Here is a 24,671-nt window from a genome sequence, read left to right on the forward strand (position 1 = left end):
ACTCATGCCTGTGCCGTGCCGGGGTAAAAGCAGGCAACTGCCTGCGCCGCCTGGGCCCGCAGCGCAGGCACCGATTGCGCGCAGCCCTCACCAGCGCGCGTGCAGCGCTCGCGAAAGGCGCAGCCGGCAGGCAGGTGCGCCAGATCGGGCGGCGCGCCGGCGATGCCGGTGATGCGCTGGCCGCGCATCGAGCCGTGGATGGTCGAGGCCATGAGGGCTTGCGTGTAGGGGTGTTGCGGGCTTCGCAGCACTTCGCTGGCCGTGCCGATCTCGACGATGCGGCCGGCGTACATCACGGCGATGCGGTCGCAGATCTCGGCGGCGACGCCCAGATCGTGGGTCACGAAGATCGCGCTGGTGCCCATCTTCTGCTGCAGCTCTCGCAGGAGCAGCAGCACCTGGATCTGTACCGTGGCATCCAGCGCCGTGGTGGGCTCGTCGGCGAGGATGAGTTTGGGCTTGCACGACAGGGCCAGCGCGATCATGGCGCGCTGACGCATGCCGCCGGACATCTCGTGCGGGTAGCTTTTCAGGCGCTCGGCGGCCGACGGGATCTTCACCAGCTCAAGATATTCCTGCGCCTGTGCGCGGGCCTCGCTGCGTGAAGCTTTGGTGTGGCGGCGGATGGCCTCTTCGATCTGCTGACCGATGGTGTAGACAGGGTCGAGGGCGAGCGAGGGGTCCTGAAAGATCATCGCTGTGGTGCCGCCGCGATAGTCGCTGAGCAGGCTGCGCGACAGCGCCATGATGTTGCGCCCGCCGACGATGATGCTGCCGTCGATGGTTGTGCGGTCTTCGGGCAGCAGCTTCATCAGCGCACGCAAGGTGACGCTCTTGCCGCTGCCGGATTCGCCGATCAGGCCCAGCACCTCGCCGGGCGCGATGTCGAAGCTCACGCCATTGACGGCGCTGACCGTACCCTGTGCGCTGCGAAAGCGCACGGTGAGATCGCGCACCGAGGCGAGCGTAGTGTGGAGTGGATCGAGCGGCGTGCTCATGCGGCGGGACTTTCGCTGTGACCGGACTGCGACACCAGCATGTGGCAGGCCGCGCGGTGGGGATTGGTCTGGATGTCGCTGGCCGACAGCATTGCGAGTTGTGGTTCGGCCTCGCCACAGATCGCCTGCGCATGTGGGCAGCGCGTGCGGAAGCGGCAACCCGAGGGCGGGTCGATGGGGCTGGGCGGGTCGCCGGTGATCGGTGCGCTCGTCGTGCGCTGTGCGGGGTCCATGCTGGGCATGGAGGCGAGCAGGGCGCGCGTGTAAGGATGCGCCGGGTTTTCGTAGAGCGATTGCGCCGGGCCGATCTCGACGATCTTGCCGAGGTACATGACCAGCACTACATCGCTGATGTATTGCACGACGTTGAGGTCGTGCGAGATGAAGAGGTAGCTGAGGCCGAATTCTTCCTTGAGATCGCGCAGGAGATTGAGCACCTGGATCTCGACGGACTTGTCGAGTGCAGACACCGACTCGTCGAACAGCACCACTTCGGGCGACAGGGCGAGGGCTCGCGCAATGTTTACGCGCTGACGCTGACCGCCCGACACTTCGTGCGGATAGCGCGAAGCGAAGCGTGCCGGGTCGAGGCCGACGCGCGACAGCAGCTTGTGGGCGCGCTCGCGGGCCTCGCTGCGCGGGGTGCCGTGCACCAGCGGGCCGAACATGATGGCGTCTTCAATGCTCATGCGCGGGTTGAGCGAGGCGTAGGAATCCTGAAACACCATCTGCATCTTGCGGCGCAGGGCCTTCAGTTGCGAGGCGTTCTGTTGCAGCTCGACGCCGGCGATGCGCACCGTGCCGCCGTCGGCCGGGATCAAGCCCATCAAGAGGCGGGCCAGCGTGGACTTGCCGCAGCCCGACTCGCCAACAATGCCCAGCGTCTGCCCGGCAGCGAGTTCGAATGAGATGTCGGACACCGCATGCACCACGCGCGGCTTTTCGCCCCAGCGCTTCTGGCGTGTCTTGAACTGTTTGGCGAGGCCTTTGACTTCAACAACGTTCATGTCACTTCACCTCCATGGCGCTGCGCAGGCCATCGGCCAGCAGGTTGAAGCACAGCGAGACGGCAAAGATCAGCACGCCCGGCAGCGCTGCCAGCAGGGGCTGCGAGTAGATCGCGTTGCGCAGGGTGTTGAGCATCAGGCCCCACTCTGGCGTGGGCGGTTTGGCGCCGAGACCGATGAACGAGAGGCCCGCCGCCATGATGATCGAGACTGACAAGAGGCTCGTCGCATACACCAGCACCGGGCCGATGACATTGCTGAGCACATGCACGCGCAGGATGGTGAAGTCATCCGCCCCGCTGGCGCGCGCAGCTTCGATGAAGTCGAGCGAACGCACCTGCGTGGTGGCGCTCTCGGCCACCCGCAGAATCGGCGGCACCAGCACGATGGTCAGCGCCAGCAAGGTGTTGGCGAGCCCGGCACCCAGCGCACCGGCAATCGCCACTGCCAGCAGCACCGAGGGGAAGGCGAACAGCACGTCGGTGCAGCGCATGATTACGGCATTGATGCGCCCACCGGCAAAGCCCGCCAGCATGCCCAGCGAACCGCCGATGAGCAGGGCGAGGCCGACCGGCACGGTGCCCATCAGCAGCGTCGTACGGCCACCGTAGAGCAGGCGCGTGAGCATGTCGCGGCCCAGCTCGTCAGTGCCCAGCAGATGGCCTGCGGTGCCGACGGGCTTGAGGCGCTTGATGACGCTACCTACGGACGGATCACCCGGCGCGAGCCAGGGCGCGAAGATGGCGCCAAGCAGGATCAGCACGAGGATGGCGAGGCAGATCATCGCCAGCGGATCGTGCGCGAGCTTGCGCAGCACGCGTGACCAATAACCCTGAGTTTGTATCGTTGTGCTCATGAGCGGCTGATCCTCGGGTCGAACAGCGGCTGCAGCATGTCGACCAGCAGGTTAAGGCCAACGAAGAACATGGCGAGCACGAGGATGGTTCCCTGCAGCAGCGGGATGTCGCGCTGCTGGATGGCGTTGTTGAGCAGCAGCCCGGTGCCCGGCCAGGAGAAAACCGTCTCAACGAGGATCGAGCCCGCCATGAGGTAGCCCAGCTGCACGCCGATGACCGCCAGCGCGGTTGGCGCGATGTTCTTGATGAGGTGGCGGAAAACAACACCACGCCCCATGCCCTTGGCGACGAGGCCAGTGACGAATTCGCGACCCAGCGTGTCGGCGACCAGCGCGCGTACCGAGCGCATGACAATGCCGGTCGGGATCGCCGCCAGCGTGATGGCGGGCAGGATCATGTAGCTCAGGCGTTCCCAGTTCCACAGATCGCTGGCGCCCGCGCCCATGGCGGGCAGCATGTTGAGCTTTACCGAAAAGATGGCGACCAGCACGATGCCCAGCCAGTAGTGCGGAATCGACACGCCCGAGATGGCGATGGCGGAGAGCAGGCGGTCGAGTTTTGAACCGTGGGTGTAACCGGCGATCACGCCCAGCGCGGCACCCAGCGTGAAGCCGATGCCCGAGGCCAGCAGCGCCAGCATCAGCGAATTGCCGATGGCAGCGCCGATCTCTGACGCGACAGCACGACCAGTGCTGATTGATTGGCCCAGATCCCCCTGCAGCGCATGGCCCAGCCAGATCGCATATTGCACAACGATAGGCTTGTCGAGACCGTAGCTGGCCTTGACCTTCTCGATCATCTCCTGCGAGGCGTCGGAAGGCAGCACGGCCGAGAGCGGATCGCCCGGCGCGAGGTACACCAGCGAGAAGCACAGCGCGCTTACCGCCAGCGCGATGGGCAGGGCGAAGGCGAGGCGTTTGAGGAAGTAGGTGAGCATGGTGCTTGGCCCGGTTCAGGTCGCTGGCTGCTGGGATGAAACTGTAGGGTGGGCTCGGCGAGCCCACGCGTAGCGGGTTGAAGTACTCACAGACCGCGTGGGCACACCGTGCCCACCCTACCGGCTTTCAATTTCGAACAATGACAAGCCCGTAATGTGTGAGAAAGCGGATCGAGCGCGCGTCCAGCTAGGCGGCTCGCGCAGAGCAGTGCTCATGCACGGCGAGCGAGCCAACAACGCTGGGCGTGTGCGCAGCCCGTTTATCGCGCATTACTCCATCGAGATGGGCGAGAAATCCACATACCAGTTGAACGGCGGCACGAAGCCCTTCACCTTCTTGCTCATCGCGCGCGGTGCCACATCGTGTGCAACGAACAGGAACAGAGCCTCATTGACGAAACGCTCGTGTGCCTTGGCCACCAGGGCGGTCTGCGCGGCGGGGTTGAATTCGGTGCGAATGGCATCGAAGATCTTGTCCAGCTCGGGGTCGCTGTAGTAGCCCCAGTTGGTGCCCTTGGGCGGCATCAGGCCACTATCCACATGGCGTATCAGCGCGGTAAAGGGGTCCTGGCTGAAGTAGGAGCTGTTGGTGGTCGTAGCGCCCTTGGTGCCGGGGTCCTTGGCTCCAGCGCGCCAGTTGGCGAGCAGGGCGTTCCAGTCACGCACATCGAACTCGACCTGGATGCCGATCTCGGCCAGGTTCTGCTGGATCAGCTCATTCATCAGCATCGGCTGCATCTGGCCACCGCCGTTGGGCGAGATGATGGATTTGATCTTGAGCGGCTTCTCTTTCGAGTAACCGGCCTGTGCCATCAGCGCCTTGGCTGCGGCCACATCGTATTTCACATCGAAGCCCGGTTTTCCGAACCAGGCACTGGTCGTCGGCACCATGCCTTTGGCTGGGGCCATCATGCCGCCCAACAGTGCCTTCATGCCTTCGCGGTCGATAGCCAGATTGGCCGCCTTGCGGATGCGGATGTCATTCCATGGCGAACCTTCGACGCGCGAGAAGTGCCAGGGCCAGACATGCGGATAGACGTTGCTGACAATATTGAAGCCGGCGGCCTTGAGGCTGTCGATGCCATCGGGCGGCGGCGTTTCGATCCAGTCGACCTGCCCCGAGCGCAGCGCAGCAACGCGGGCCGAGGCATCAGGCACCGGCAGCAGCACCATTGAATCGAGCTTGGGCACGCGTTTGGCATCCCAGTAGCCGGTGTTCTTCACCAGCACGGCGCGCTCGCGCGGGGTGTAGGTTTGCAGTTTCCAGGGTCCGGTGCCCGAGGCCTTGGGCAGGAAGGCGTCCCAGCTCTTGCCGACGGCATTCCACTGCACCGGGCTGGACATCACGACCCACAGAATCTTGTAGGGCAGCAGTGCATCGACCTCAGTGGTCGTGAATTCCACAGTCAGGTCGTCAATCGCCTTCACACCCTTGACTGTCGGGATGCGCCCACGGCCTTGTGCGGCTTGCTTGGGGTCGTACTGCTCGGCCTTGTCATTGAGGATCTTCTCGTAGTTCCACACTACGGCCTGTGCATTGAAGGCCGAGCCGTCATGGAATTTGACGCCGGGGCGCAGCTTGAACACCCAGCGCAGCTTGTCCTTGGGATCTACCGCCCACTCAGTAGCCAGCGCCGGAATCAACGTCACCGGCTTGGTCGAGGACGACAGATCGAAGCCGATCAGTGCTTCGAACACGGTATAGCCCATGAAGCGCATGCCCTCGCTGCCCTGATCGGTCTGGCCGTTGGGCAAAGGAATGTCGGATGTTGTCATGGCGACGCGCAAGGTGCCGGCAGCGTGGGCAGCGCCCATCGCGCAGGCCAGCGCAGCGGCGAGCGCCACGCTACGCAACAGCCGGGGAGCTGCTGCGCGCTGGCGGAAGAGAGAGGTGACGGATGAAGCAATGTGCATGGCAGACCTCGTGGCAGAAAAGAAACCGGAGCGTCCCGGGATGCCAGAGATAAGCTGTTTTCATGCCAAAAAATTCATGAAAAATAATTTTCATGCACAAACCACCCTGCTCCGCCCGCAAGGCCCTTGGCTGTTGGCTTGACACGCCGTTTGGTTCAGGCGGTGATCAGGTAATCGTCACGAAAGCTGGGCCGATATGCGGCAGAGATTTGTAGTGTCGGGCCTGCCGCGCCCCGCTTAAGTGCAGCGAGCACTTTACCGAGGTGCGCGCTTTTGCGTTGGCGCCCTACATCTCGCCAAACGCATCGTGCGCTGCCTCGATGGCCGTCAGGCGGTCGCGGCCGCTGGCGCCGGATGTCTCCATGATGCAGTTGGCCAGCAGGTGGCACAGGGCGATCACAGCGGCGTGGTTGTCGAGCGGGCCCGGCGCAGTGCAGGCGCAGCGGATGTGCCAGGTGACTTCCTTGTGCTCGGCCAGCGCCTCGTCGGTGATGTAGAGCACAGGAGCGCCGGTGGCAACGGTCTGCGTAATGATGTCGCGCAGGTGTGCCGGGCGGCGGCGCAGGCCGAAGATGACGACCAGATCCTGTGGCGTGATGCTGGCAATGTATTCGCCCAGCGTGTCGCCGGCATGGGGTACGACGTGGATGTCTTCCTTGACCTGGAAGATCTGCCAGCGGAAGTAGCTGGCCACGGCATGGCTGCTGCGAAAGCCGACCACCCACACCTTGCGCGCCGACAGCAGAGTCTGCGTGATGGCGGCCACCTGTGGCTCGCTGAGCCGCGCGAAAGTGCGCTGCAGATTGTCCTGTCCTTGCTCGGCACGCGCCTCAAACAACTTTTCGATGCCCGTGGCGCGGTCGGCGAGGAACAGTGGCGAGCCGGTCTGCTTCTCCTCGCGCACCTGCCGCCGTGCTTCGTCGTACTTCTGGTAGTTGAGGCGCTTGATGAGACGCGTCACGGTGGCATTCGACACGCCGGCCAGCCGCGCGAGTTCCGAGGCCGAATAGCTGGCTAGCTCGCCGGGAAAATCGAGCATGAACTCGGCAAGCTTGCGCTCAGTAGGGTGCAGGCTGGGCAGGCTTTCGCGTACACGAGCGAGGAAGGACTGCGCGGAAGTGCTGTTCATGGTGAGCATTGGCAAGTAAGCCTGGGCATTCCTGAGGGCACCAAAACTCCAGCGCAACACAGAAATACAACTCGACCAGCATCACATCGTTCCAAGAGGATGTCCGGTATCGAAGGGCCGTCGGCATGGAATCGCATGAGCCCAATTTATCATCAATCCTGCAACGAAGCAGTGCGCCTCTGGCTGGATCGAACTTCGTTCCTTTCCATAAAGAAAAGTCTGCTTTGCCTTCAAAACAGCCTGAATATGTCATACAGCCGAACGGCAGCAATGGCTTAGGGTTGTCTGATGTCTGCCCCTGCGCGCGCAAAGGTTCAAGCCAGACGAGGCCTGTGCGGGCAGGCGTCGGACAAACCTCAAGGGAGGAAACCGCAGCCTACTGTGGCCCGATGTGGCTTTGTTGCACAAATCAGCCCGAGGGTGCAATTCCCCTGACCCCAGACGGATTTATGCCACGCGCACGGTTTGAGGCGTTCCGAGTTGGGTAAAACGATTGAGCAGTGCCGCGCGAATTTGTAGCTCCGCGACCTGCCGATCAAAGTCGCGGGCCATCACGCGCTCGCCGAACAACTTGAAGCACCGCATCTTGGTTTCGACCAAGCTGCGCCGGTGGTAACCGCTCCACTTCTTCCAGATTGTCCGTCCCAGACGTTGGGTGGTTCGCAGAATTTCATTTCTGGCCCGGGCGCCCGCACTCCCTTCTTTCCAAGGTTGCGCATTCTTGCGCACCGGAATCAGCGCGCTGGCCCCTCGGCTGGCAATGGCTGCGTGGCACGCCTTCGTGTCATAAGCACCGTCAGCGCCGACACTGGCCAACGATTCTTCTGGCGGAATCTGCTCTAGCAGGGCCGGCAGCATCGGAGCATCCCCCACGCTGTTGGCGGTGATCTCGGTGGCTCGCACCTCCAAGGTCTGTGCATTGATGCCCAGATGCACCTTGCATCATGGCCGGCGGTAGTCCGCGTCGTGCTTCTTCCGCTTCCACTCGCCTTCGCTCAGCATTTTGATGCCCGTGCTGTCGACCAGCAGGTGTAGCGCCTCGCCTCGTCGCTGATGCGTCAGCGTCACTTGCAGGTGTTTATGGCGCCGGCTCAAGGTGCTGAAGTCCGGCACATCCCAGTTCAGTCCGGCCAGCTTCAGCAGGCTTCTGACCATGCCAGTCGTCTGCCGAAGTGCCAGACCGTACAGGTTCTTGATCATCAGGCAGAACTGGATGGCAGCATCCGAGAACGATGGGGAGCGACCGCGCTGGCCGCTGGGGGCGCCAGCCCACTCCATGTCCTTGTTGATCCACAGCAGCAACGCGCCACGCTGACACAAGGAATCGTTGTAGGTCGACCAGTTGCTCGTCCGGTACTTCGGCATCAAAGGCTTGCTCATCCTGCAAGTCTATCGGCCACACGCTGGCGGGCAGGCAATTTGTGCAACAAAGACTATTTTTTCAATAACTTAAACACACAGGAAGAACTCCACTGGACGTCCTTAAACCTGCATGTTCATGATGTCCTGATAGGCGGAAACGAGTTTGTTCCGTACCTGCACCATTTGCTGGAAGGAAAGGTTGGCTTTCTGCAGATTCACCATCACATCCTGCAAATTTACTTCACTGTTGCCGGCCGAAAAATCCTGTGCCATCTGCTGGGCCGATTGCTGGGCCTGGCTGACTTCGGCCATCGCGTTCTGCAGGGCAACGCTGAAGTCCGCACCACCGGCAGCCGTGCTGGCGGATGCCTTGCCGCCAGCAACTTCGCTGGCAGCCTGCATCTGGCCGATCATCTGTTCGATTGCACGAGTGTCCATGTGAAGCTCCGTTCAGTTGAGCTGTTTAAGCAGTTTTTGTGCCCAAATGTTTCGCTGTGTCAAACCAGCCAGCCTCATTGCTCTACCCAGCCTTCATCCCGGTATTGCTGAAGCTTGTAACGCAAGGTCCGTTCCGAAATCCCCAACTTCTCGACCGCTTTCTTGCGTGAGCCGCCAACCGCCCGCAGCACATCGAGAATATGTTGTTTTTCAAGGTCTTTCATATTGGTCGGGGTCGCCTCGGAAGCGCCTGCCTGCTGCATTGCCGGGGTCTGAAAGTACGGTGCCAGCGCTGCTGCCGGCGACGACGGCAAACCACTGAAGCCTTGCGGAGCATCCAGTGGTGAAGCCTTGCCCCAGTCCGGCAGACACAGTTTCACGTCGTCAGCCACGATGGTGTCACCGGAGGCAAGAATCAGGGCTCTTTGAACGGTGTTTTCGAGCTCGCGCACGTTACCGGGCCAGCGCCAGGCGGCAAGAATTTCCGCCGCACTGCCGGCAATTCTTGCCGTTTTGCCGATCCGTTCGCCATGACGGGTGATGAAATGGCGGGCCAGCGGCAGGATGTCGGCCGGGCGATCGCGCAGACTGGGGATCTCCAACGGGAAAACATTCAGGCGGTAGTAGAGATCCTCGCGGAAGCGTCCGGCCTGCACCTCACGCAGCATGTCGCGGTTGCTCGTGGACAACACCCTGATATCCAGCGACACCGGTTTCTTGCCGCCCACACGCTCCACTTCTCGCTCCTGCAGTACACGCAGCATCTTGGCCTGCAGACCCATAGGCATTTCGGAAATTTCATCAAGCAGGATGGTGCCAGCCTGGGCCTGCTCGAACTTGCCGGCCTGCGAACTCTGGGCGCCTGTGAAACTGCCCTTCTCGTAGCCAAAGAGAGTGGCTTCAAGCAGATTTTCGGGAATCGCTGCGCAGTTGATCGCCACGAAAGGGCCGTTCTTGCGCCGCGAATGCTGGTGCAGGTAACGCGCAAAGACTTCCTTGCCGGTACCGGACTCGCCAGTGAGCAGTACCGAGGCGTCGGTTTCTGCCACGCGGGCTGCCATGGCCAGCACCATCCGGGTCCGCGGATCTTCAGCCACCATATCGTCCTGGCTCGGCGTGACGGTAGCGTAGCGGCGCACGTTCTCCAGCAGCACGCTGGATTCGAACGGCTTCATTAGGAATTCGCAAGCCCCACCGCGCATGGCCGAAACGGCCTTGTCCACATCGCCAAAAGCCGTCATCAGCAGCACCGGCAGTTGCGGATTCACGGCGCGGATGCGGGCCAGCAACTCAAGGCCATCCATCGGATCCATGCGCAAGTCCGAGATAACCAGATTGAAGCGCTCGCGCTCCAGTGCGCCCAGGGCTTCCGGTCCGCTGGCTGCCAGCACCACGCGGTGGCCGGCAGACTCCAGAATCAGGCTGATCGCATCGCGCAGACTGGGATCATCATCTACAACGAGGATGGAGAGGGTTTCGATCATGATGGCTGGGCTCCCGTGAGGGCGGATTCGCTGGATTCGGGGGGATTGGAGGGATTGGCAGGCTGGGCCAGCGGCAGGCGCAGGGTGAATTCACTGCCCGCGCCCAAAGTTGAGCGCAAAGCGATTTCACCGCCATGGGCTCGGGCCACACCCCGCGCGATGGCCAGCCCGAGGCCGGTGCCATCGGCACGGGTGGTGTAGAAAGGCTCGAAGAGGCGCTCCTGCAGATCCGGCGGGATGCCGCGGCCATTGTCTTCCACGCGGAACACCGCTCCGCTCTCTTCGACTTGTGCCGTAAAGCTCACCCTGCCGTCTGCCGTCACGGCTTGCAGGGCGTTTTCGAGCAGATTGATGAGCGCGCCGGAAATTTCCTTGCGGTTGCCAAAGAGCTGTTGCCGTCCGGCCCGGCAATCGGCCTCGAAGGCTATACCGCGGCGTGCGGCAACCGGTTCGATGGTGGCGGCAAGTTCGCCCACCAGCTCGCAGATGGTGAAGGATTCGCGGCCAAGCGCTTCGCCACGCGCGAAGATCAGCATGTCGTGAATCAGTTTTTCGAGATGGCGCAGGCGTTCCAGCGCACGATCAGCCACCTTGGCCCGCGCAGCAGAATCGAGCTCGGTGCTAGCCATATGACCGGTGTAGAGCAAAGCAGCGGCCAGCGGCGTGCGCAGCTGATGGGCCAAACTCGCCACCATCTCGCCCATTGCCGCGAGGCGTTCGCTGCGCGCGCTGTGCATGCGCATCTGCCAGGCTTCGGTCACATCGTGTAGCAGCACGATACGCCCGCCATGCATGTCCAGCGGGCTTTCCGAGAGTGCAATGCGCCGGACTTCGCTGCCATGATTGAGAAAGTATTCGCCGGGCGTATCGGTGGGCTCGAAACGGGCGGCCAGCATGCTCCAGTGGGTGCCGGCGAACACCTGGCCAAGCATGTTCAGAGCCGCACGGTTGACCTGCTCCACTTCCGCCTTGGCATCAAGCAGCACTACGCCGGCCGGCAGGGCAGCCATCAGCTGGGTGAGGCGCTCAGTCAGCGCACTCACTTGCCCCTGCAGACCGTTGTAAGCCTGGGTCAGCTCGCCAGAAGCACGTGCGAAGGCCTGAAAGGCTTCGGCAAGACTGGCAGCGTCCATCGGTGGCGTAGTCGGATTCATGAGCGGTGACGCACTTGGCGGGATGCTCGCCACTGTAGGCCTTGCACAGCCCCGCAGAGCCCCGGATTAACCGGCAAAAACTGCCGTTTATTACCCGCTGCCACTTGCCGACCCCGGCGCAGAATGCGCTCGTGAAAAAGGCCACTGACAAGTGGTCAATAAGGCTGCTGCAAAGTAGCCGTAACGGAGCGCGATACATGGCCGAAGAAGCATTGCCAAACCCGCCGACTACGCCGCTGCAGGCGATCATGGACAATTTTGCCCGCCTCACGCCGCGCCAGAAAATGGCCGGTGCGGCGGCACTTGCGTTCGCGGTGGCACTGCTGGTGGGGGTCTGGCTGTGGAGCCAGGAGCCGCCCTACTCGGTGCTGTTCTCGGGCGTGGAAGAGAAGGATGGCGGCGCCATCATCACCGCGCTGCAGCAGCAGAACGTGCCCTATCGCGTCGAAAACGGCGGTGCCACGATCATGGTGCCGGGGGCCCGCGCCAACGAGCTGCGCCTCGCGCTCGCCGCCCAGGGTTTGCCACGCGGTGGCTCGGTCGGTTTCGAATTACTGGAAACCCAGAAGCTGGGACTCTCCCAATTTCACGAACAGGTTAACTATCAGCGCGCTCTAGAAGGTGAGCTCGCCCGCACCATCCAGTCCATCGGCGCAGTGGCCGGGGCACGCGTGCATCTGGCAATCCCCAAGCAGACAGCCTTTCTGCGCAACGAACAGAAGCCCACGGCCTCGATCGTGGTGAATTTGCGCCCGGGTCGCCGCCTGGATGCGGCGCAGGTGGCCGGTATCGTGCACCTGGTGTCCTCCAGCGTGCCGGAGCTGGCCGCCAATCAGGTCAGCGTGATCGACCAGAACGGCAACCTGCTGGCCCGCCAACGCAAGCAGGATGGCGTGGCGCTCGACGACACCCAGCTCGAATACGTGCGCAACGTTGAAGAGAGCTACATCACGCGCATCCAGAAAATCCTCGATCCGGTACTGGGGGCGGGCAACTTCCGCGCTCAGGTGATGGCCGATGTGGATTTCGACGCCGCCGAGCAGACCTCTGAAACCTACAAGCCCAATCCCAGCCCCGATACGGCGGTACGCAGCCAGCAGACGGCCGAAAACATCTCCAATCAGCCGGGGCCAATCGGCGTGCCGGGCGCGCTCTCCAACCAGCCCCCCGTGCCCGCCACCGCACCGATCACCACGCCGGCCGTGCCCGGCCAGGCCGTACAGTCCGGCCCGCAGGCGGTGCCGCTGAACACCAACAAGACCGCCACCATCAATTACGAAGTGGACAAGACCGTCGCCCACGTGCGACGTGCGGTCGGCCAGGTTCGTCGCCTGTCGGTGGCACTGGTGGTCAACAACAAGGCCGAGAAGGACGCCAAGGGCAATGTAAAGACAGCCCCGCTCAGCGAGGCAGAAGTCCGCAAGATCAATGATCTGGTGCGCGAAGCCGTTGGCTACGTCGAAAAACGGGGTGACACGATCAATGTCACCAACACCGCGTTCACTGATCCGGCACGGGAAGAGGTCGCCGCACTGCCGATCTACCAGGATCCGCAGGCCATCAACCTTGCCAAGGAACTGGCGCGCTGGCTGGTACTGCTGCTGGTGATCCTGCTGGTCTATAAAAAGGTCATCCAGCCGCTGATGCGCACCTTTGCGCCGCCCGAACCGGAGCCTGCGATTGGCGCCGAGGCGGAAGGCGCGATTGCAGCCTACAACGCCCAGGCGGAGGGTGGCGAAGAAGGCGCCCTGGGCACGGACGATGACATCCCGCCGGAAGTGCTGGAACTGGAACTCGCCAAGATGAGTTTCGAGAAGAAGCTGGCGCGTGCGCGCGAAGTGGCGGCCAAGGATCCGAAGATGGTCGCCCAGTTGATCAAGGAATGGATGGGAGGAGGCGCAAGTGGCGAAGGACGCTAACGACGGGCTGGAAAAGAGCGCCCTGCTGCTGCTCACCCTGGGGGGCGATGAGGCCGCGGAAATTCTCAAGCATCTGTCGCCGCGCGAGGTGCAGAAGCTCGGCGCCGGCATGGCCAAGATGACGCCGCAGCCGCGCGAACGCGTTGAGAAGCTGATCGAGGAATTGCAACTGCATGCAGCACGCGGCTCGCACATCGAGCCGGACGAGGAAGTGATCCGCGTCATGCTGACCAAGGCGCTTGGTGACGAACGCGCCGCCAATTTGATCTCGCGCGTGCTGCAAGGTTCGGACACTGCGGGCATCGAATCCCTCAAGTGGATGGATGCCGCCACCGCCGCCGATCTGATCAAGAACGAGCACTCGCAGATCATTGCCACCATCCTGGTGCACCTGGAGTACGACCACGCCGGTGAAATCCTGCGCCACTTCACCGAACGCCTGCGCAACGATGTGCTGTTGCGTATCGCCACTTTGGATGGCGTGCAGCCGGCTGCGCTCAAGGAACTCAACGAAGCGCTCACCCGCGTGCTCTCAGGCTCTGGCACCAGCCTCAAGAAAGCCTCTATGGGCGGCACCCGCCATGCGGCAGATATTCTCAACTTCGTGGGTGCAGCGGCTGAAACCGCGATTCTCGACAACGTGCGCGAATACGACCCGGATCTCGCCCAGCGCATCCTCGACGAGATGTTCGTATTCGAAAACCTGATGGATTGCGACGACCGCGGCATCCAGACCATCCTGCGCGAAGTGCAGGGCGACCAACTGGTCATCGCGCTCAAGGGCGCCAACCCCGAAATGCGCGAGAAGATTTTCAAGAACATGTCCAGCCGCGCGGCCGAAATGCTTCGCGAAGATCTGGAATCGCGCGGGCCGGTGCGCCTGTCGGAAGTGGAAACGGCGCAGAAGGAAATCCTCAAGACCGCCAGACGCCTGTCCGAAGAAGGCCAGATCATGCTCGGCGGCAAGGGAGGCGACGATGCCTTCGTCTGAGCCCTCAAGCAAATGGCTCCCACAGGGGACGCGATAGATGGCCGAAGTCATCCCACGCAGCCAGGCTTCCAGCGCCTATCAGCGCCTGGCCTTCGATCAGTTCGACGCTCCGCCGCCCGCACCAGAGCAGCCCCCCGTCATGGAAGCAGCCACGCCCGGCGGCCCCTTGGAAATTGCTCCGGGAGTGCAGCTGCCCACGCTGGAAGACATCGAACGCATCGTGCAGGAAGCCCAGCGCGAGGGCTACGCCGCCGGTTATGAAGAAGGCAGTGCACGCGGGCGCATGGAGGCGGCCGAACTGCATCAACTGGTGCAGTCTTTCGACGAAGCGCTGGGCCAGGTGGACCAGGAGGTCGCCGAAGAGCTCCAGGCGCTGGCCATCGAGATCGCCCGCCAGGTGGTGCGTGACAGCATTGCCGCCAAGCCCGAGAGCGTGCTCGAAGTGGTACGCGAAGCGATGCAGAACCTGCCCCAGCAAAGCGCCACGATCCGCGTCAATCCGGAAGACGTGCAACTGATGCGCCGCTACGTCGGCGAGCATTACGAAGACTTGGCCCACCGCGTCGCCGAGGACGATTCGGTCGCACGCGGCGGCTGCATCATCGAATCCTCCGGTGGCCAGATCGATGCCCAGTTGCAGACCCGCTGGCGCCGCATCGTCGAGAACTTCAGTCGCAATGCCGCAGCCTTGGACGAGGAGTAAGGCCGCATGAGCTCGCGCGAACATTTCGCTCCGGTCTGGAAAGGCTTTCTCGGCGATTGCCGCAAGCTCACCCGCGCCACCCCGCCCTTCCAGGTCCTCGGGCGGCTCACCCGCATCAACGGCATGGTGATGGAAGCCGCTGGCCTCAAACTGCCCCTGGGTTCGGGCTGCCGCGTGATGGTGCCGGGTGGTGGCACGGTAGAGGCCGAGGTCGTCGGCTTCAACGGTGACAAGCTCTACATGATGCCCACCGACGACGTGATCGGCCTCGCGCCTGGCGCACCAGTCATGCCCAACGAGCCCGTGCAGCCCACGCCGACGGCCAGCGAGCGGGTAGAGCCGCGCCGCCGTGCCTCAGACCGCGCCAAACACCTGCCGGTGGGAGACGAGATGCTCGGCCGGGTGGTGGATGGCGCCGGCCGGCCACTCGATTCATTGGGCCCCTTGCTGACCACCCAGACCCGCTCGCTGCAAAGCCGCCCGATCAACCCGCTGGCGCGCGCCTCCATCACCAACAGCCTGGATGTCGGCATTCGCGCCATCAATGCGCTCATGACGGTCGGCCGCGGCCAGCGCGTGGGGCTCTTCGCCGGCTCGGGCGTAGGCAAGTCGGTGCTGATCGGGATGATGGCGCGCTACACCTCGGCCGACGTAGTCGTGGTCGGCCTGATCGGCGAGCGCGGCCGCGAGGTAAAAGAGTTCATCGAGCAGAACCTCGGCGCCTACGGCCTGGCGCGTTCGGTGGTCGTAGCGGCCCCCGCCGACACCAGCCCGCTGATGCGCCTGCAGGGCGCCGCCTACGCCACCACCATTGCCGAGCACTTCCGCGATCAGGGCAAGCAAGTGCTGCTGATCATGGATTCACTCACCCGGTATGCCATGGCCCAGCGCGAAATTGCCCTGGCCATCGGCGAACCGCCGGTTACGCGTGGCTATCCACCCTCGGTCTTCGCACGCCTGCCGGCACTGGTGGAGCGTGCCGGCAACGGGCCGGATGGCGGCGGCTCGATCACTGCCTTCTACACCGTGTTGGCCGAAGGCGACGACCAGCAAGATCCGATCGCCGACTCGGCACGCGCGATTCTGGACGGCCACTTTGTGCTCTCGCGCAACCTCGCCGATCAGGGCCACTACCCGGCACTAGATATCGAGCAATCCATCTCACGCGCCATGCACGGCCTGATCCGGCCCAGCCACTTCGATCTCGTGCGGCGTTTCAAGCAGCTATTCTCAAGATACCAGCGCTCGCGCGACCTGATCGCGGTGGGCGCCTACCAGCCCGGCGGCGACCCGCTGCTCGACGAGGCCGTACGCATATATCCGGAACTCGAGCGCTTTCTGCAGCAGGCCATTGAAGAACGTGCCGATTACGAGCAGAGCCTTGAGCAACTGCACAGGCTCTTTGGTTTGACGATGTAAGGCTGTACCCATGACGCACAAAAGTCCGCTCAAGACCTTGCAGGATCTGGCCCACACCCGGGTTGACGAAGCCACCCGCCGGCTCGGCGAGCTGATTTCCAGCGAGCAGGCCTGTGAATCCAAGCTGGGCATGTTGCTGCAGTACCGCAGCGAGTACTACGCAAAGTTCGCCCAGATGTCGCGTAACGGCCTGGACCTCTCCGCCCTGCGCAATTTCAGCGCCTTCCTTGGAAAACTCGACGACGCCATCCGCGCTCAGCAGGCGATGGTCGACAACTCCCGCGATGCCACCGTTAAAGGTCAGGAAAAGTGGGCCTCCGAACACTCCCGCGCGAAAGCTTTCGACACCCTCAGCCAGCGCCAGCACCTGCAGGAAATGCAGCGCCAGAACAAGCAGGAACAACGCCTCAGCGACGAGCATGCGATCAAGCACTACCGCCGCCAACAGGATGAAGGCGGTAGCTGAAGAACCTCATGCCTGCCGCCGGGGTCCTTAATCGACACTTGGCACAGCCCTTGCAGAGATGAGCACACAGCACCGCACATCGAGGTAACAGGCCATGGCCGCCAACACCGTTTCCGCACTTGCCGCAATCGCCCCGGTCGCCCCGCGCAATGGCGCCCCACAGGGCAGTTCGGCACAAACCGGGCAGCCGGACCAGCCGAGCTTCTCCCAGGTTCTCAAGTCACGCACCCAGGCCGCCGAGAAGGCCTCAAAGCCCACCGAAAGCAAACCCTCCAGCAAAGCAGAAGGCTTGCCGGACAAGGCTTCCACCCAGGCTTCGGGCAAGCCGGAGGAGACGGCCGAAGACAGCACCAGCCCCCTGCCCGGCGATGCAGCCAAGCTGGCGCTGCTGCTAGGAGACGCTCATGCAACGCAGGCCGAGTCCGACTCGGACGAGATCGGTACGGAGGACGAACCCCTGGCCACCGATCCGTCCCTGGCCCTGCTCAGCGATCAGCCCGCTGCGGCCATCCCCCTGCAGGATCCGGCAAGCGCAGCGGCAGCCCTTGCTGCGGCAGCGGCAAACCTTGCCGGCCAAGGCGCCGCCCAAAGCGGCCCGAATGGCTCGACGCTCGGCTCAGAAGAGAGCAGAAAAGGGCTCGCAGACACTACTGGTGTTACCGACACGCGGCGGGGTGCGGAAGGTAAGGACCTGCCCGCAGGCGCCGGCATCAGCGAACGAGCCACCGCAAATAATGTGGAGTTCAATCCTGCGGCAACAGCTGCCCGCGCTTCCGACCAGGGCAGCGACCGTAGCAACAGCTTCGCCAGCGAGCTGACGCTGGCTCAGAACCAGGCCACTCAAGCCAGCCAGTCAAGCCAGACCCATCCGGGCCTGCAACCAGCACGCTCGAACGAGGTAGTGCCGCGCCACGAAGTCAGCACCCCGGTCGCGACGCGCGGCTGGGCTGATGAAGTGGGCCAGAAGATCAGCTGGGTCGCCACCCAGGACAAGGGCCGCGCTGAGCTCGTGCTGAACCCGCCGCAGATGGGGCGTATCGAGGTTTCGATCAATCTCAATGGCGATCAGGCCAGCGCCAGCTTCGTGGCCGCTAGCCCGATCGCCCGCGAAGCCCTTCAGGACGCCCTGCCCCGCCTGCGCGAAGTGCTCGCCGATGCCGGTATCCAGCTCGGCCAGGCCAACGTGAATGCCGGCAACAGCGGCCAGCAGACTCAGGGCGACACACCCAGCCAGCGCAGCACTGGCGGAAGCTACGGCCAGCGCGATACCACCAGTCTGGAGCCGCTGGTGGCGGCCAGCCACGCGAGCTGGGCCCGCAGTGGTAGCGGAATGATCGACACCTTCGCCTGAGGGAATCATGAGTTTTCTGGCAATACCCTTCATAAAGGGCCGCCAACGTCCGTTATTCAAGGCTTGAGGGCCTGACACCAGGCAGCACAATCTCAGAACTGGACGAGGACAAGCAATCATGGCAACCAGCAAGGAAGCCCCGAAGAAAGACGATGCAACAGACGGTGAGGCTGCGCCCCCCAAGAAGAGCAAGAAACTGCTCATCCTGATCGTGGTGGCCGTACTGGTACTCGGGTTGATTGGTGGTGGCGCATTCATGTTGCTGGGCAAGAAAAAGGCGGCGGCTGACGGCGAGGAAGAAGCCGCCGCAGAGAGCTCTCATGCCGAACACCAGTGGCCCGCTTACGACCCCAAGAAGCCTCCGGTCTTCATGCCGCTGGAGCCCTTTACGGTGAATCTGCAGCCCGAGAACGGCGAGCAGTTCCTGCAGGTCGTTGCCTCTGTGCGAGTCATCGATGCGCATGTGGGTGATACGGTCAAATCCTTCATGCCGCAGATCCGCCACGAAATCCTCTCGCTGCTTTCGGGCAAGAAAGCCTCCGAAATTACCACTCCGGATGGACGCGAAGAGCTGGCACTGGAGATGAAGGACATCATGAACGAAGTGCTCGGCTGGGAGCCGCCGCCGAAAAAGAAGGGCAAAAAGAAGAAGGGGGCCGAGGAGGAAGAGGTCGGCCCGGTCGTATCCGTGTTCTTCACCCAGTTCATCGTGCAGTAAAGATCCCGCAGAAAGCATAGAGGCGCCAGATGGGCCAGGACTTTCTCTCTCAGGAAGAGGTAGACGCGCTACTCAAGGGCGTCACCGGTGAAGTCGACGAGCCGGAGCACGGCGGCGAAGACGGCGCTGGCATACGCTCGTACAACCTCGCCACCCAGGAGCGCATCGTGCGCGGGCGCATGCCCACGCTCGAGCTGATCCATGAACGCTACGCGCGCTACCTGCGCATCGGCATATTCAACTACATGCACCGCAACGCGGAAGTCTCGGTAGGGCCGATCCGGGTGCAGAAGTACAGCGAGTTCGTCCGCAACCTTGTCGTCCCCACCAATCTGAACCTGGTGATGGCCAAGCCGCTACGCGGCACCGGCCTGGTGGTTTTCGATCCGAACCTGGTGTTCCTCGTCGTCGACAACATGTTCGGCGGCGACGGCCGCTTTCACTCCCGGGTCGAAGGGCGTGATTTCACCGCCACCGAACAGCGCATCATCCAGGGATTACTGCGCGTCGTATTTGCCGAGTACGAACGCGCTTGGTCACCGGTATTCCAAATCCAGTTCGAATACATTCGCAGCGAAATGAATTCGCAGTTCGCCAACATCGCCACGCCCAGCGAAATCGTCGTTGCCACCACGTTCACGCTGGAGTTCGGCGGTGCTCAAGCCGACATGCACATCTGCTTCCCGTATTCAATGATCGAGCCGATCCGCGACATCCTCTACAGCTCGATGCAGTCCGATCACATCACCCAGGACAAGCGCTGGGTCAGCCTCATGTCCAAGCAGATCAATGGCGTGGATGTGAAGCTCGTCGCCGATCTGGGCACCACCAAGGTGAGCCTGCGCGATCTCGTCAATTTCAAGGTGGGCGATATCGTTCCGCTGGAGATCCCGGAAAACATCGAGGCCCATGTCGATGGCGTCAAGGTACTCGAATGCAAATACGGCGTGCAGGGTGGCCACTACGCCCTGCGGGTGGAGAAATTCATCCGCCCGGAAGACACCGAAATCAACCTGATCGCCACAAAGCTGGGCGTGCAAGGAGAAGACAGCCATGGCTGAAGAAGACAGCAACACCGCCGAAGAGCAGATCAGTGAAGACGACTGGGCTGCGGCCATGCAGGAGCAGGCCGATGTCGACGCCGTAGCCGCCTCCAAGGAGGCCGCAGCGCTGGCTCAGCCGGTCGCCTTTCAGAACTTCGATGGCGGCGCCAAGCCCGGCAGCATGAACGACTACGAGCTGATCCTGGACATTCCGGTGCAGCTTACCGTCGAACTCGGCCGTACCCGCATCTCGATCCGCAATCTCCTCCAACTGGCCCACGGCTCGGTGGTAGAGCTGGATGCGCTGGCCGGCGAGCCAATGGATGTGCTGGTCAATGGCACCCTCATCGCCCAAGGCGAAGTGGTAGTCGTGAATGACAAGTTCGGCATTCGTCTCACCGACATCATCACACCCTCGGAGCGCGTGCGAAAACTCCGCACCTGATGACCCGCAGTCAGCGCTCCCCATGAAAACGCCCCTATCCGGGGCGTTTTCATTGCTCCACCACACAGTCCAAAACACCACTAACTGCGCGGCGACACGAAGCGCTTCACAACTTCCTGCAGATCGGCCGGCAACACGACCATCTTGGCGTTGTCGGACGCAGCCAGCTTTTCGATGGCGCTGATGTACTTCTCGCCGAGGATAAACATCATCGGTGTACTGTGCGTGCCAATAGCCTCGGTCACCCGGCGAATGGCCTCGGCCGAGGAGGTCGCCAGCGCCACCTGCGCATTGGCATCGCGCTTGGACGACTCGAGGCGCGCCTCAGCTTCCAGGATCGCGGCCTGCTTGCTCCCCTCGGCACGCGTCACCACCGCCTTGCGCTCACGCTCGGCGGCAGCCTGCAACTCCATCGCACGCTGCATGGACTCAGAGGGTTTGATGTCCTGAATCTCCACCGTCTTGATGCTGATCCCCCAGTCAAGGGCCTCATCCGCGATGCTCTCGCGCAGACGGGCCTTGATCTTGTCGCGGGAGGACAGCGCCTCATCCAGCTCCATCTCGCCGATGATAGAGCGCAGGGTCGTCATCACCAGATTGCGGATCGCTTCCGAAAAGTTCGACACTCCATACACAGCACGCACCGGATCGGTGACCTTGATGAAAGCAATCGCATTGGTAAGGATCACCGCATTGTCACGCGTGATCACCTCCTGCTCCTGCACATCGAGAATGATGTCCTTGGTAGTGACCTTGTAGGCCACCGCATCCAGATAAGGAATCAGGATGCTAAGGCCAGGCTTGATGGTGGTCAGATACTTGCCCAAGCGCTCGACGATCCATTCATCGCCTTGCGGCACGATGCGCACGCCCTTGGCGATCGTCACAATCACGAACACCAGCAGGGCTACAACAACAAACAAGCCTTCCATGCTCAGCTCCTACCCACGATGAAGTGGCCATCATAACGCGCTGCCACAATGACATCGCTACCTGCCCTTGAAGGGGGCGTCCCCCCATCAGGAATTCAAGCTCCTCCCTGCTACGCCGGTAATCCTCCTACAGATGGCCGCATCAACAAGGGCCACAGGAGAAACGCATGAAAATCACACACAGCGACTTCCAGACGGAAGGAACAGCACTCGCCTGGCAGCGCACCCGCCAGGAGAGCAGCTTCACATTCAAGCTCGAGAACCTCTCTAGCCGCCCACCTCAGACCCAGGCAGAGCTGTCGTCGCAAGGTCTGGCAGTGCAACAAGCCGAAGCGGCTTCCGAGGAGGGCGAGCCGTCCATGGACAGCCGCCTCAAACTGCTCATCGCGGTCATTGAAGCCATCACCGGACGCAAGATCGAACTCTTCGACCCGGGCAGCCTGGACGCCACAAGCAGCGATACCTCGAGCTCGCCAGGCACGCCAGCCCCCGCTGCAACATCAGCAACAGAACCACAGTGGTCTGTACGCATCGAAGCCCGTCAGGTCCATGAAGAGTTTGAATTCGCGGCCTTCAGCGCCAGCGGAGAAGTGAGCACGGCGGACGGCCGCCGCATCAACTTTTCGCTCGACCTCGCGATGCAGCGCTATGAGCGGCAGGAAAGCTCCCTGCTGATCGAAGCCGGCAACACGCCCAAAGCGACCGATCCGCTGGTCCTGAATCTGGCTACAGACCAGGTACGCCTGCAAGCTGGTGCCTGGTCCTTCGATCTCAATATGGATGGGGAAAAGGAAAAGCTGGCCGGGCTCGGTGCTGGGAGCGCCTGGCTCGCGCTGGACCGCAACGGCAACGGGAAGATCGACGACGGCAGCGAGCTCTTCGGCCCAAGTTCAGGCAATGGCTTCAGCGAACTGGCCGAACTGGATGAGGATGGCAATGGCTGGATCGACGAAGCAGACTCAAGCTTCGCAGCCCTCAGCGTGTGGCGCCCCGATACCGGCTCACAAAGTCTGGCAAAAGCTGGCGTCGGCGCTATAGCACTGGAACACCGCCAAACGCCCTTCAGTATCAAGGATCAGGGAGAAACACTGGGAATGGTGCGTAGCAGCGGCATCTTCCTCACCGAAGCAGGTGAAGCGCGCGGGATCCAGCAAGTAGATCTGGTGGTCTGAGAGGGCAATTGGCCCTCGCGAGGCAGCTCAGCAAGCGCTGAACGACTCTCGAGGCAGCTACTGAACCGGATGCAGATCCACTGCGGGATCAGTCATCCACCAGTGTCAGCTCCATGCTGGAACTGGTGACATTAACAGCACGCAGGGCCGGAGCGCCCTGCTCTGCCAAGCGCGTATCGGCCCGTGCCATACGCTGCACAACAGTGGTCATGAGACGCTCACGGAAGTGCTCGAGACACTCCTCGGAGGTCAAGGCCAGTGCGGCCGGAGTGATTTCGAGATAGCGCACGAAATTCTTGCTCACCACGGAGCACACCTGGCGGTGGTTGATACTGTCCAGATACGCCGTTTCACCAAAGCAATCGCCCGGGCCAATAACGGACACCGCCTTGCCATTGATCGAAAGCTCCACCTCACCCTCGAGCAGGATGCCAAAACGCTGATCCGTAGTGCCTTCGCGCACAATCTGGGTCATCGGCTCCGCCAGACGCCAAGCCGAAAACCGCACGATTTCCCAAATCTCTATGTCGTCAAACTCGGTAAAGAACGCCAGCCGACGAATCTGGGCGAAACGCGAGCCATCCGGAACGACATCGCTTTCATCGTAAATTTTAAACTGAATCCCGGAGAGATCTTTGGCGAACTCCGCACCATTCTTGTAGCGCGAGTACAGATCCTTCTCCAGTGACTTGCGGATCACCGTATCCATGGCTTCCGGCACATCCGGGTTCAGCGCGCTGGCCGAGGGAGGATCAGTATTGATGATCTTGTAGACCAGCTGTGCCGGGTTCTTGGCCCGGAATGGCAAGCGCCCGGTGAGCATGTGGAAGAGCACCACGCCCAGAGAGTAAAGGTCGGTCTTCTGATTGAGGGGGTAGTTCTTGATCTGCTCGGGTGACATGTAGGCCGGCGACCCCACCCCCATGATGAAGGTCGAATCCTCGGCACTCTTCTTGTTCACGTTCATCGCCAGACCGAAGTCGGTGATCTTCACGTTATCCGTGCTGTCGACCAGGATGTTTGCCGGCTTGATGTCGCGGTGCACGATGCCCTGGCGGTAGGCGTAATCGAGCGCCATGGCAACCTTAAAAATGATGCTGGTGGTGCGATGCACCGGCAGCATCTTTTCGTAGCTGCAGAAATCTTCCAGCGAACCGCCGGGAAAATACTCCATCACAACGTAGGCTTCATCCTTCTCGATCACCGCCTCGTAGATCTTGATGATGTTCGGATGATCCAGACGCCGCGCCACCGAGCCCTCGGCACGCAAGAGCTTGAGCAGGCGTCGGTTCCACTTGGCCTCATCCTTGGCCTTGTCGCGGAAGGAGATGTATTTGAGGGCCACGGGCTCCGGGTAATACGGATTCTCGGCGAGATAAACGACGGCCGTCGCCCCCCGCCCGATCTCGCGGATGATCTTGTATTTCCCGACGCGTTCCGGCATATCCGCCATGACTTACCCTGCCCCCTGCCGGTCACACTCCGGCTCAGATGGGAGTGTGACAAAGATTATAAAAAAAAAGAAGGAAAGCGCTTGAAAAACAGCGTCAATACCCCATCTGAGCCTCTGGATTCAATTCAGGAGCACGTTTGATGTCGCAAAATCAGGATAGTCTCGAGCAGGGGCTGGAACCGGCAAGCAGCCCGCAAGACCCCCAAAACGCTGACGACGGTCAGGCCCAGGCAAACATTGACACCTTGCCGAGCATCGAAGAGCAGTTGCGCCAGACCGAATTGCTGGCTGCTGAACACCATGATGCCTGGCTGCGCGCCAAGGCCGAAACCGAAAACGTGCGCCGCCGTGCTCAGGAAGACATCAGCAAAGCCGCAAAGTTCGCCATCGAGAAGTTCGCCAATGAACTGCTGGTGGTGAAAGACAGCCTGGAGCAGACCCTTGCTGTCGAGGGTGCCAGTCTGGAGTCTATCCGCGAAGGTGCTGATCTGACCCTCAAGAACCTCGCCAAGGCCTTCGAGAAGAGCGGCCTGCAGGACATCAATCCGCTCGGCGAGAAGTTCGACCCGCACAAGCATCAGGCCATCTCCGCCGTCCCCTCGGATCAGCCGGCGAACACCGTCGTGCAAGTGTTCCAAAAGGGGTACGCACTGGAAGGCCGTGTGCTGCGCCCGGCGCTGGTCGCTGTCGCCCAATCGGCTTGAAATTCAGGGGCATGCCCCCACTTCAGTAACAGGAATGAATGCGAAGCGCGCACCCGCGCTTCCCGGAAAGACATC

Annotated in this window: 23 protein-coding genes and 1 pseudogene; 12 read left to right on the forward strand and 12 right to left on the reverse strand. The window is 62.1% G+C overall.

Annotated elements, in window-relative coordinates; translation table 11 throughout:
• Nucleotides 1-2 precede the first annotated feature (2 nt).
• The 5 genes from C0V76_RS12780 to C0V76_RS12800 form a co-directional block, all read right to left on the reverse strand.
• A complete protein-coding gene (locus C0V76_RS12780; protein WP_101942854.1) occupies nucleotides 3-998 on the reverse strand; it encodes an ABC transporter ATP-binding protein in 996 nt (331 codons plus the stop codon).
• Nucleotides 995-2,005, reverse strand: coding sequence for an ABC transporter ATP-binding protein (locus C0V76_RS12785; RefSeq protein WP_101942855.1), 1,011 nt, complete (start codon nucleotides 2,003-2,005; stop codon nucleotides 995-997). Before C0V76_RS12785 ends, C0V76_RS12780 begins: the two co-directional genes overlap by 4 nt.
• A gap of 1 nt (nucleotide 2,006) precedes the next feature.
• Nucleotides 2,007-2,861 (reverse strand): ABC transporter permease, encoded by an 855-nt coding sequence (locus C0V76_RS12790; RefSeq protein ID WP_101942856.1) that lies wholly within the window; start codon nucleotides 2,859-2,861, stop codon nucleotides 2,007-2,009.
• A complete protein-coding gene (locus C0V76_RS12795; RefSeq protein ID WP_101942858.1) occupies nucleotides 2,858-3,799 on the reverse strand; it encodes an ABC transporter permease in 942 nt (313 codons plus the stop codon). The genes C0V76_RS12790 and C0V76_RS12795 overlap by 4 nt, the downstream gene beginning before the upstream one ends.
• 270 nt (nucleotides 3,800-4,069) lie before the next feature.
• Nucleotides 4,070-5,713, reverse strand: a complete 1,644-nt coding sequence (locus C0V76_RS12800) for an ABC transporter substrate-binding protein (RefSeq protein WP_216821734.1) — start codon at nucleotides 5,711-5,713, stop codon at nucleotides 4,070-4,072.
• On the opposite strand from C0V76_RS12800, the gene C0V76_RS19935 reads away from it, so the two are divergent.
• Nucleotides 5,712-5,855, forward strand: coding sequence for a hypothetical protein (locus tag C0V76_RS19935; RefSeq protein ID WP_158239243.1), 144 nt, complete (start codon nucleotides 5,712-5,714; stop codon nucleotides 5,853-5,855). The genes C0V76_RS12800 and C0V76_RS19935 overlap by 2 nt on opposite strands.
• 144 nt (nucleotides 5,856-5,999) lie before the next feature.
• Here C0V76_RS19935 and C0V76_RS12805 read toward each other — a convergent pair whose 3' ends face one another.
• The 5 genes and pseudogenes from C0V76_RS12805 to C0V76_RS12825 form a co-directional block, all read right to left on the reverse strand.
• Nucleotides 6,000-6,842 carry a MurR/RpiR family transcriptional regulator gene (locus C0V76_RS12805; RefSeq protein WP_101943188.1) on the reverse strand — a complete coding sequence of 281 codons (843 nt, stop codon included), beginning with the start codon at nucleotides 6,840-6,842 and terminating at the stop codon, nucleotides 6,000-6,002.
• A 447-nt stretch (nucleotides 6,843-7,289) separates the two neighbouring features.
• Nucleotides 7,290-8,222: pseudogene (locus tag C0V76_RS12810) on the reverse strand (IS5 family transposase).
• A 102-nt stretch (nucleotides 8,223-8,324) separates the two neighbouring features.
• A complete protein-coding gene (fliE, locus tag C0V76_RS12815; protein ID WP_101942860.1) occupies nucleotides 8,325-8,642 on the reverse strand; it encodes a flagellar hook-basal body complex protein FliE in 318 nt (105 codons plus the stop codon).
• Nucleotides 8,643-8,716: 74 nt separating this feature from the next.
• The gene (locus C0V76_RS12820) at nucleotides 8,717-10,126 is read right to left on the reverse strand and encodes a sigma-54 dependent transcriptional regulator (RefSeq protein ID WP_101942861.1); all 1,410 of its coding nucleotides are present in this window, start codon (nucleotides 10,124-10,126) and stop codon (nucleotides 8,717-8,719) included.
• Nucleotides 10,123-11,280, reverse strand: a complete 1,158-nt coding sequence (locus C0V76_RS12825; RefSeq protein ID WP_101942862.1) for a PAS domain-containing sensor histidine kinase — start codon at nucleotides 11,278-11,280, stop codon at nucleotides 10,123-10,125. The genes C0V76_RS12820 and C0V76_RS12825 overlap by 4 nt, the downstream gene beginning before the upstream one ends.
• Before the next feature lie 197 nt (nucleotides 11,281-11,477).
• Here C0V76_RS12825 and fliF point away from each other — a divergent pair, with 197 nt between their 5' ends.
• The 9 genes from fliF (at nucleotide 11,478) to fliN (ending at nucleotide 20,335) form a co-directional block, all read left to right on the forward strand.
• On the forward strand, nucleotides 11,478-13,199 hold the full coding sequence (fliF, locus tag C0V76_RS12830; RefSeq protein ID WP_101942863.1) for a flagellar basal-body MS-ring/collar protein FliF: 1,722 nt from the start codon (nucleotides 11,478-11,480) through the stop codon (nucleotides 13,197-13,199).
• Complete coding sequence (gene fliG / locus C0V76_RS12835) at nucleotides 13,183-14,190, forward strand: flagellar motor switch protein FliG (RefSeq protein WP_101942864.1); 1,008 nt, start codon at nucleotides 13,183-13,185, stop codon at nucleotides 14,188-14,190. The genes fliF and fliG overlap by 17 nt, the downstream gene beginning before the upstream one ends.
• A 37-nt stretch (nucleotides 14,191-14,227) precedes the next feature.
• Complete coding sequence (locus C0V76_RS12840; RefSeq protein ID WP_101942866.1) at nucleotides 14,228-14,893, forward strand: FliH/SctL family protein; 666 nt, start codon at nucleotides 14,228-14,230, stop codon at nucleotides 14,891-14,893.
• A gap of 6 nt (nucleotides 14,894-14,899) precedes the next feature.
• Nucleotides 14,900-16,312 carry a flagellar protein export ATPase FliI gene (gene fliI, locus C0V76_RS12845; protein ID WP_101942867.1) on the forward strand — a complete coding sequence of 471 codons (1,413 nt, stop codon included), beginning with the start codon at nucleotides 14,900-14,902 and terminating at the stop codon, nucleotides 16,310-16,312.
• Nucleotides 16,313-16,322: 10 nt separating this feature from the next.
• The gene (gene fliJ, locus C0V76_RS12850; RefSeq protein ID WP_101942869.1) at nucleotides 16,323-16,778 is read left to right on the forward strand and encodes a flagellar export protein FliJ; all 456 of its coding nucleotides are present in this window, start codon (nucleotides 16,323-16,325) and stop codon (nucleotides 16,776-16,778) included.
• Between the two features lie 94 nt (nucleotides 16,779-16,872).
• A complete protein-coding gene (locus tag C0V76_RS12855) occupies nucleotides 16,873-18,129 on the forward strand; it encodes a flagellar hook-length control protein FliK (RefSeq protein WP_101942870.1) in 1,257 nt (418 codons plus the stop codon).
• 118 nt (nucleotides 18,130-18,247) lie between these two features.
• Nucleotides 18,248-18,847 (forward strand): flagellar basal body-associated protein FliL, encoded by a 600-nt coding sequence (gene fliL, locus C0V76_RS12860; RefSeq protein ID WP_101942872.1) that lies wholly within the window; start codon nucleotides 18,248-18,250, stop codon nucleotides 18,845-18,847.
• Between the two features lie 29 nt (nucleotides 18,848-18,876).
• Nucleotides 18,877-19,908 (forward strand): flagellar motor switch protein FliM, encoded by a 1,032-nt coding sequence (fliM, locus tag C0V76_RS12865; RefSeq protein WP_101942874.1) that lies wholly within the window; start codon nucleotides 18,877-18,879, stop codon nucleotides 19,906-19,908.
• Nucleotides 19,901-20,335 carry a flagellar motor switch protein FliN gene (gene fliN / locus C0V76_RS12870; RefSeq protein WP_101942875.1) on the forward strand — a complete coding sequence of 145 codons (435 nt, stop codon included), beginning with the start codon at nucleotides 19,901-19,903 and terminating at the stop codon, nucleotides 20,333-20,335. The genes fliM and fliN overlap by 8 nt, the downstream gene beginning before the upstream one ends.
• Nucleotides 20,336-20,415: 80 nt before the next feature.
• Here the strand turns inward: fliN and C0V76_RS12875 are convergent, their stop codons facing one another.
• Nucleotides 20,416-21,267 (reverse strand): SPFH domain-containing protein, encoded by an 852-nt coding sequence (locus tag C0V76_RS12875; RefSeq protein WP_101942876.1) that lies wholly within the window; start codon nucleotides 21,265-21,267, stop codon nucleotides 20,416-20,418.
• Between the two features lie 167 nt (nucleotides 21,268-21,434).
• Between C0V76_RS12875 and C0V76_RS12880 the strand changes: the two genes are divergently transcribed.
• The gene (locus C0V76_RS12880; protein WP_101942878.1) at nucleotides 21,435-22,439 is read left to right on the forward strand and encodes a hypothetical protein; all 1,005 of its coding nucleotides are present in this window, start codon (nucleotides 21,435-21,437) and stop codon (nucleotides 22,437-22,439) included.
• 88 nt (nucleotides 22,440-22,527) lie between these two features.
• Here the strand turns inward: C0V76_RS12880 and C0V76_RS12885 are convergent, their stop codons facing one another.
• Nucleotides 22,528-23,892, reverse strand: coding sequence for a serine/threonine-protein kinase (locus tag C0V76_RS12885; protein ID WP_101942880.1), 1,365 nt, complete (start codon nucleotides 23,890-23,892; stop codon nucleotides 22,528-22,530).
• 140 nt (nucleotides 23,893-24,032) lie between these two features.
• Between C0V76_RS12885 and grpE the strand changes: the two genes are divergently transcribed.
• Nucleotides 24,033-24,596 (forward strand): nucleotide exchange factor GrpE, encoded by a 564-nt coding sequence (gene grpE, locus C0V76_RS12890; RefSeq protein ID WP_101942882.1) that lies wholly within the window; start codon nucleotides 24,033-24,035, stop codon nucleotides 24,594-24,596.
• Nucleotides 24,597-24,671: the final 75 nt, after the last annotated feature.

The sequence above is a fragment of the Uliginosibacterium sp. TH139 genome (assembly GCF_002855595.1).
GTDB classification, from domain to species: Bacteria; Pseudomonadota; Gammaproteobacteria; order Burkholderiales; family Rhodocyclaceae; genus Uliginosibacterium; species Uliginosibacterium aquaticum.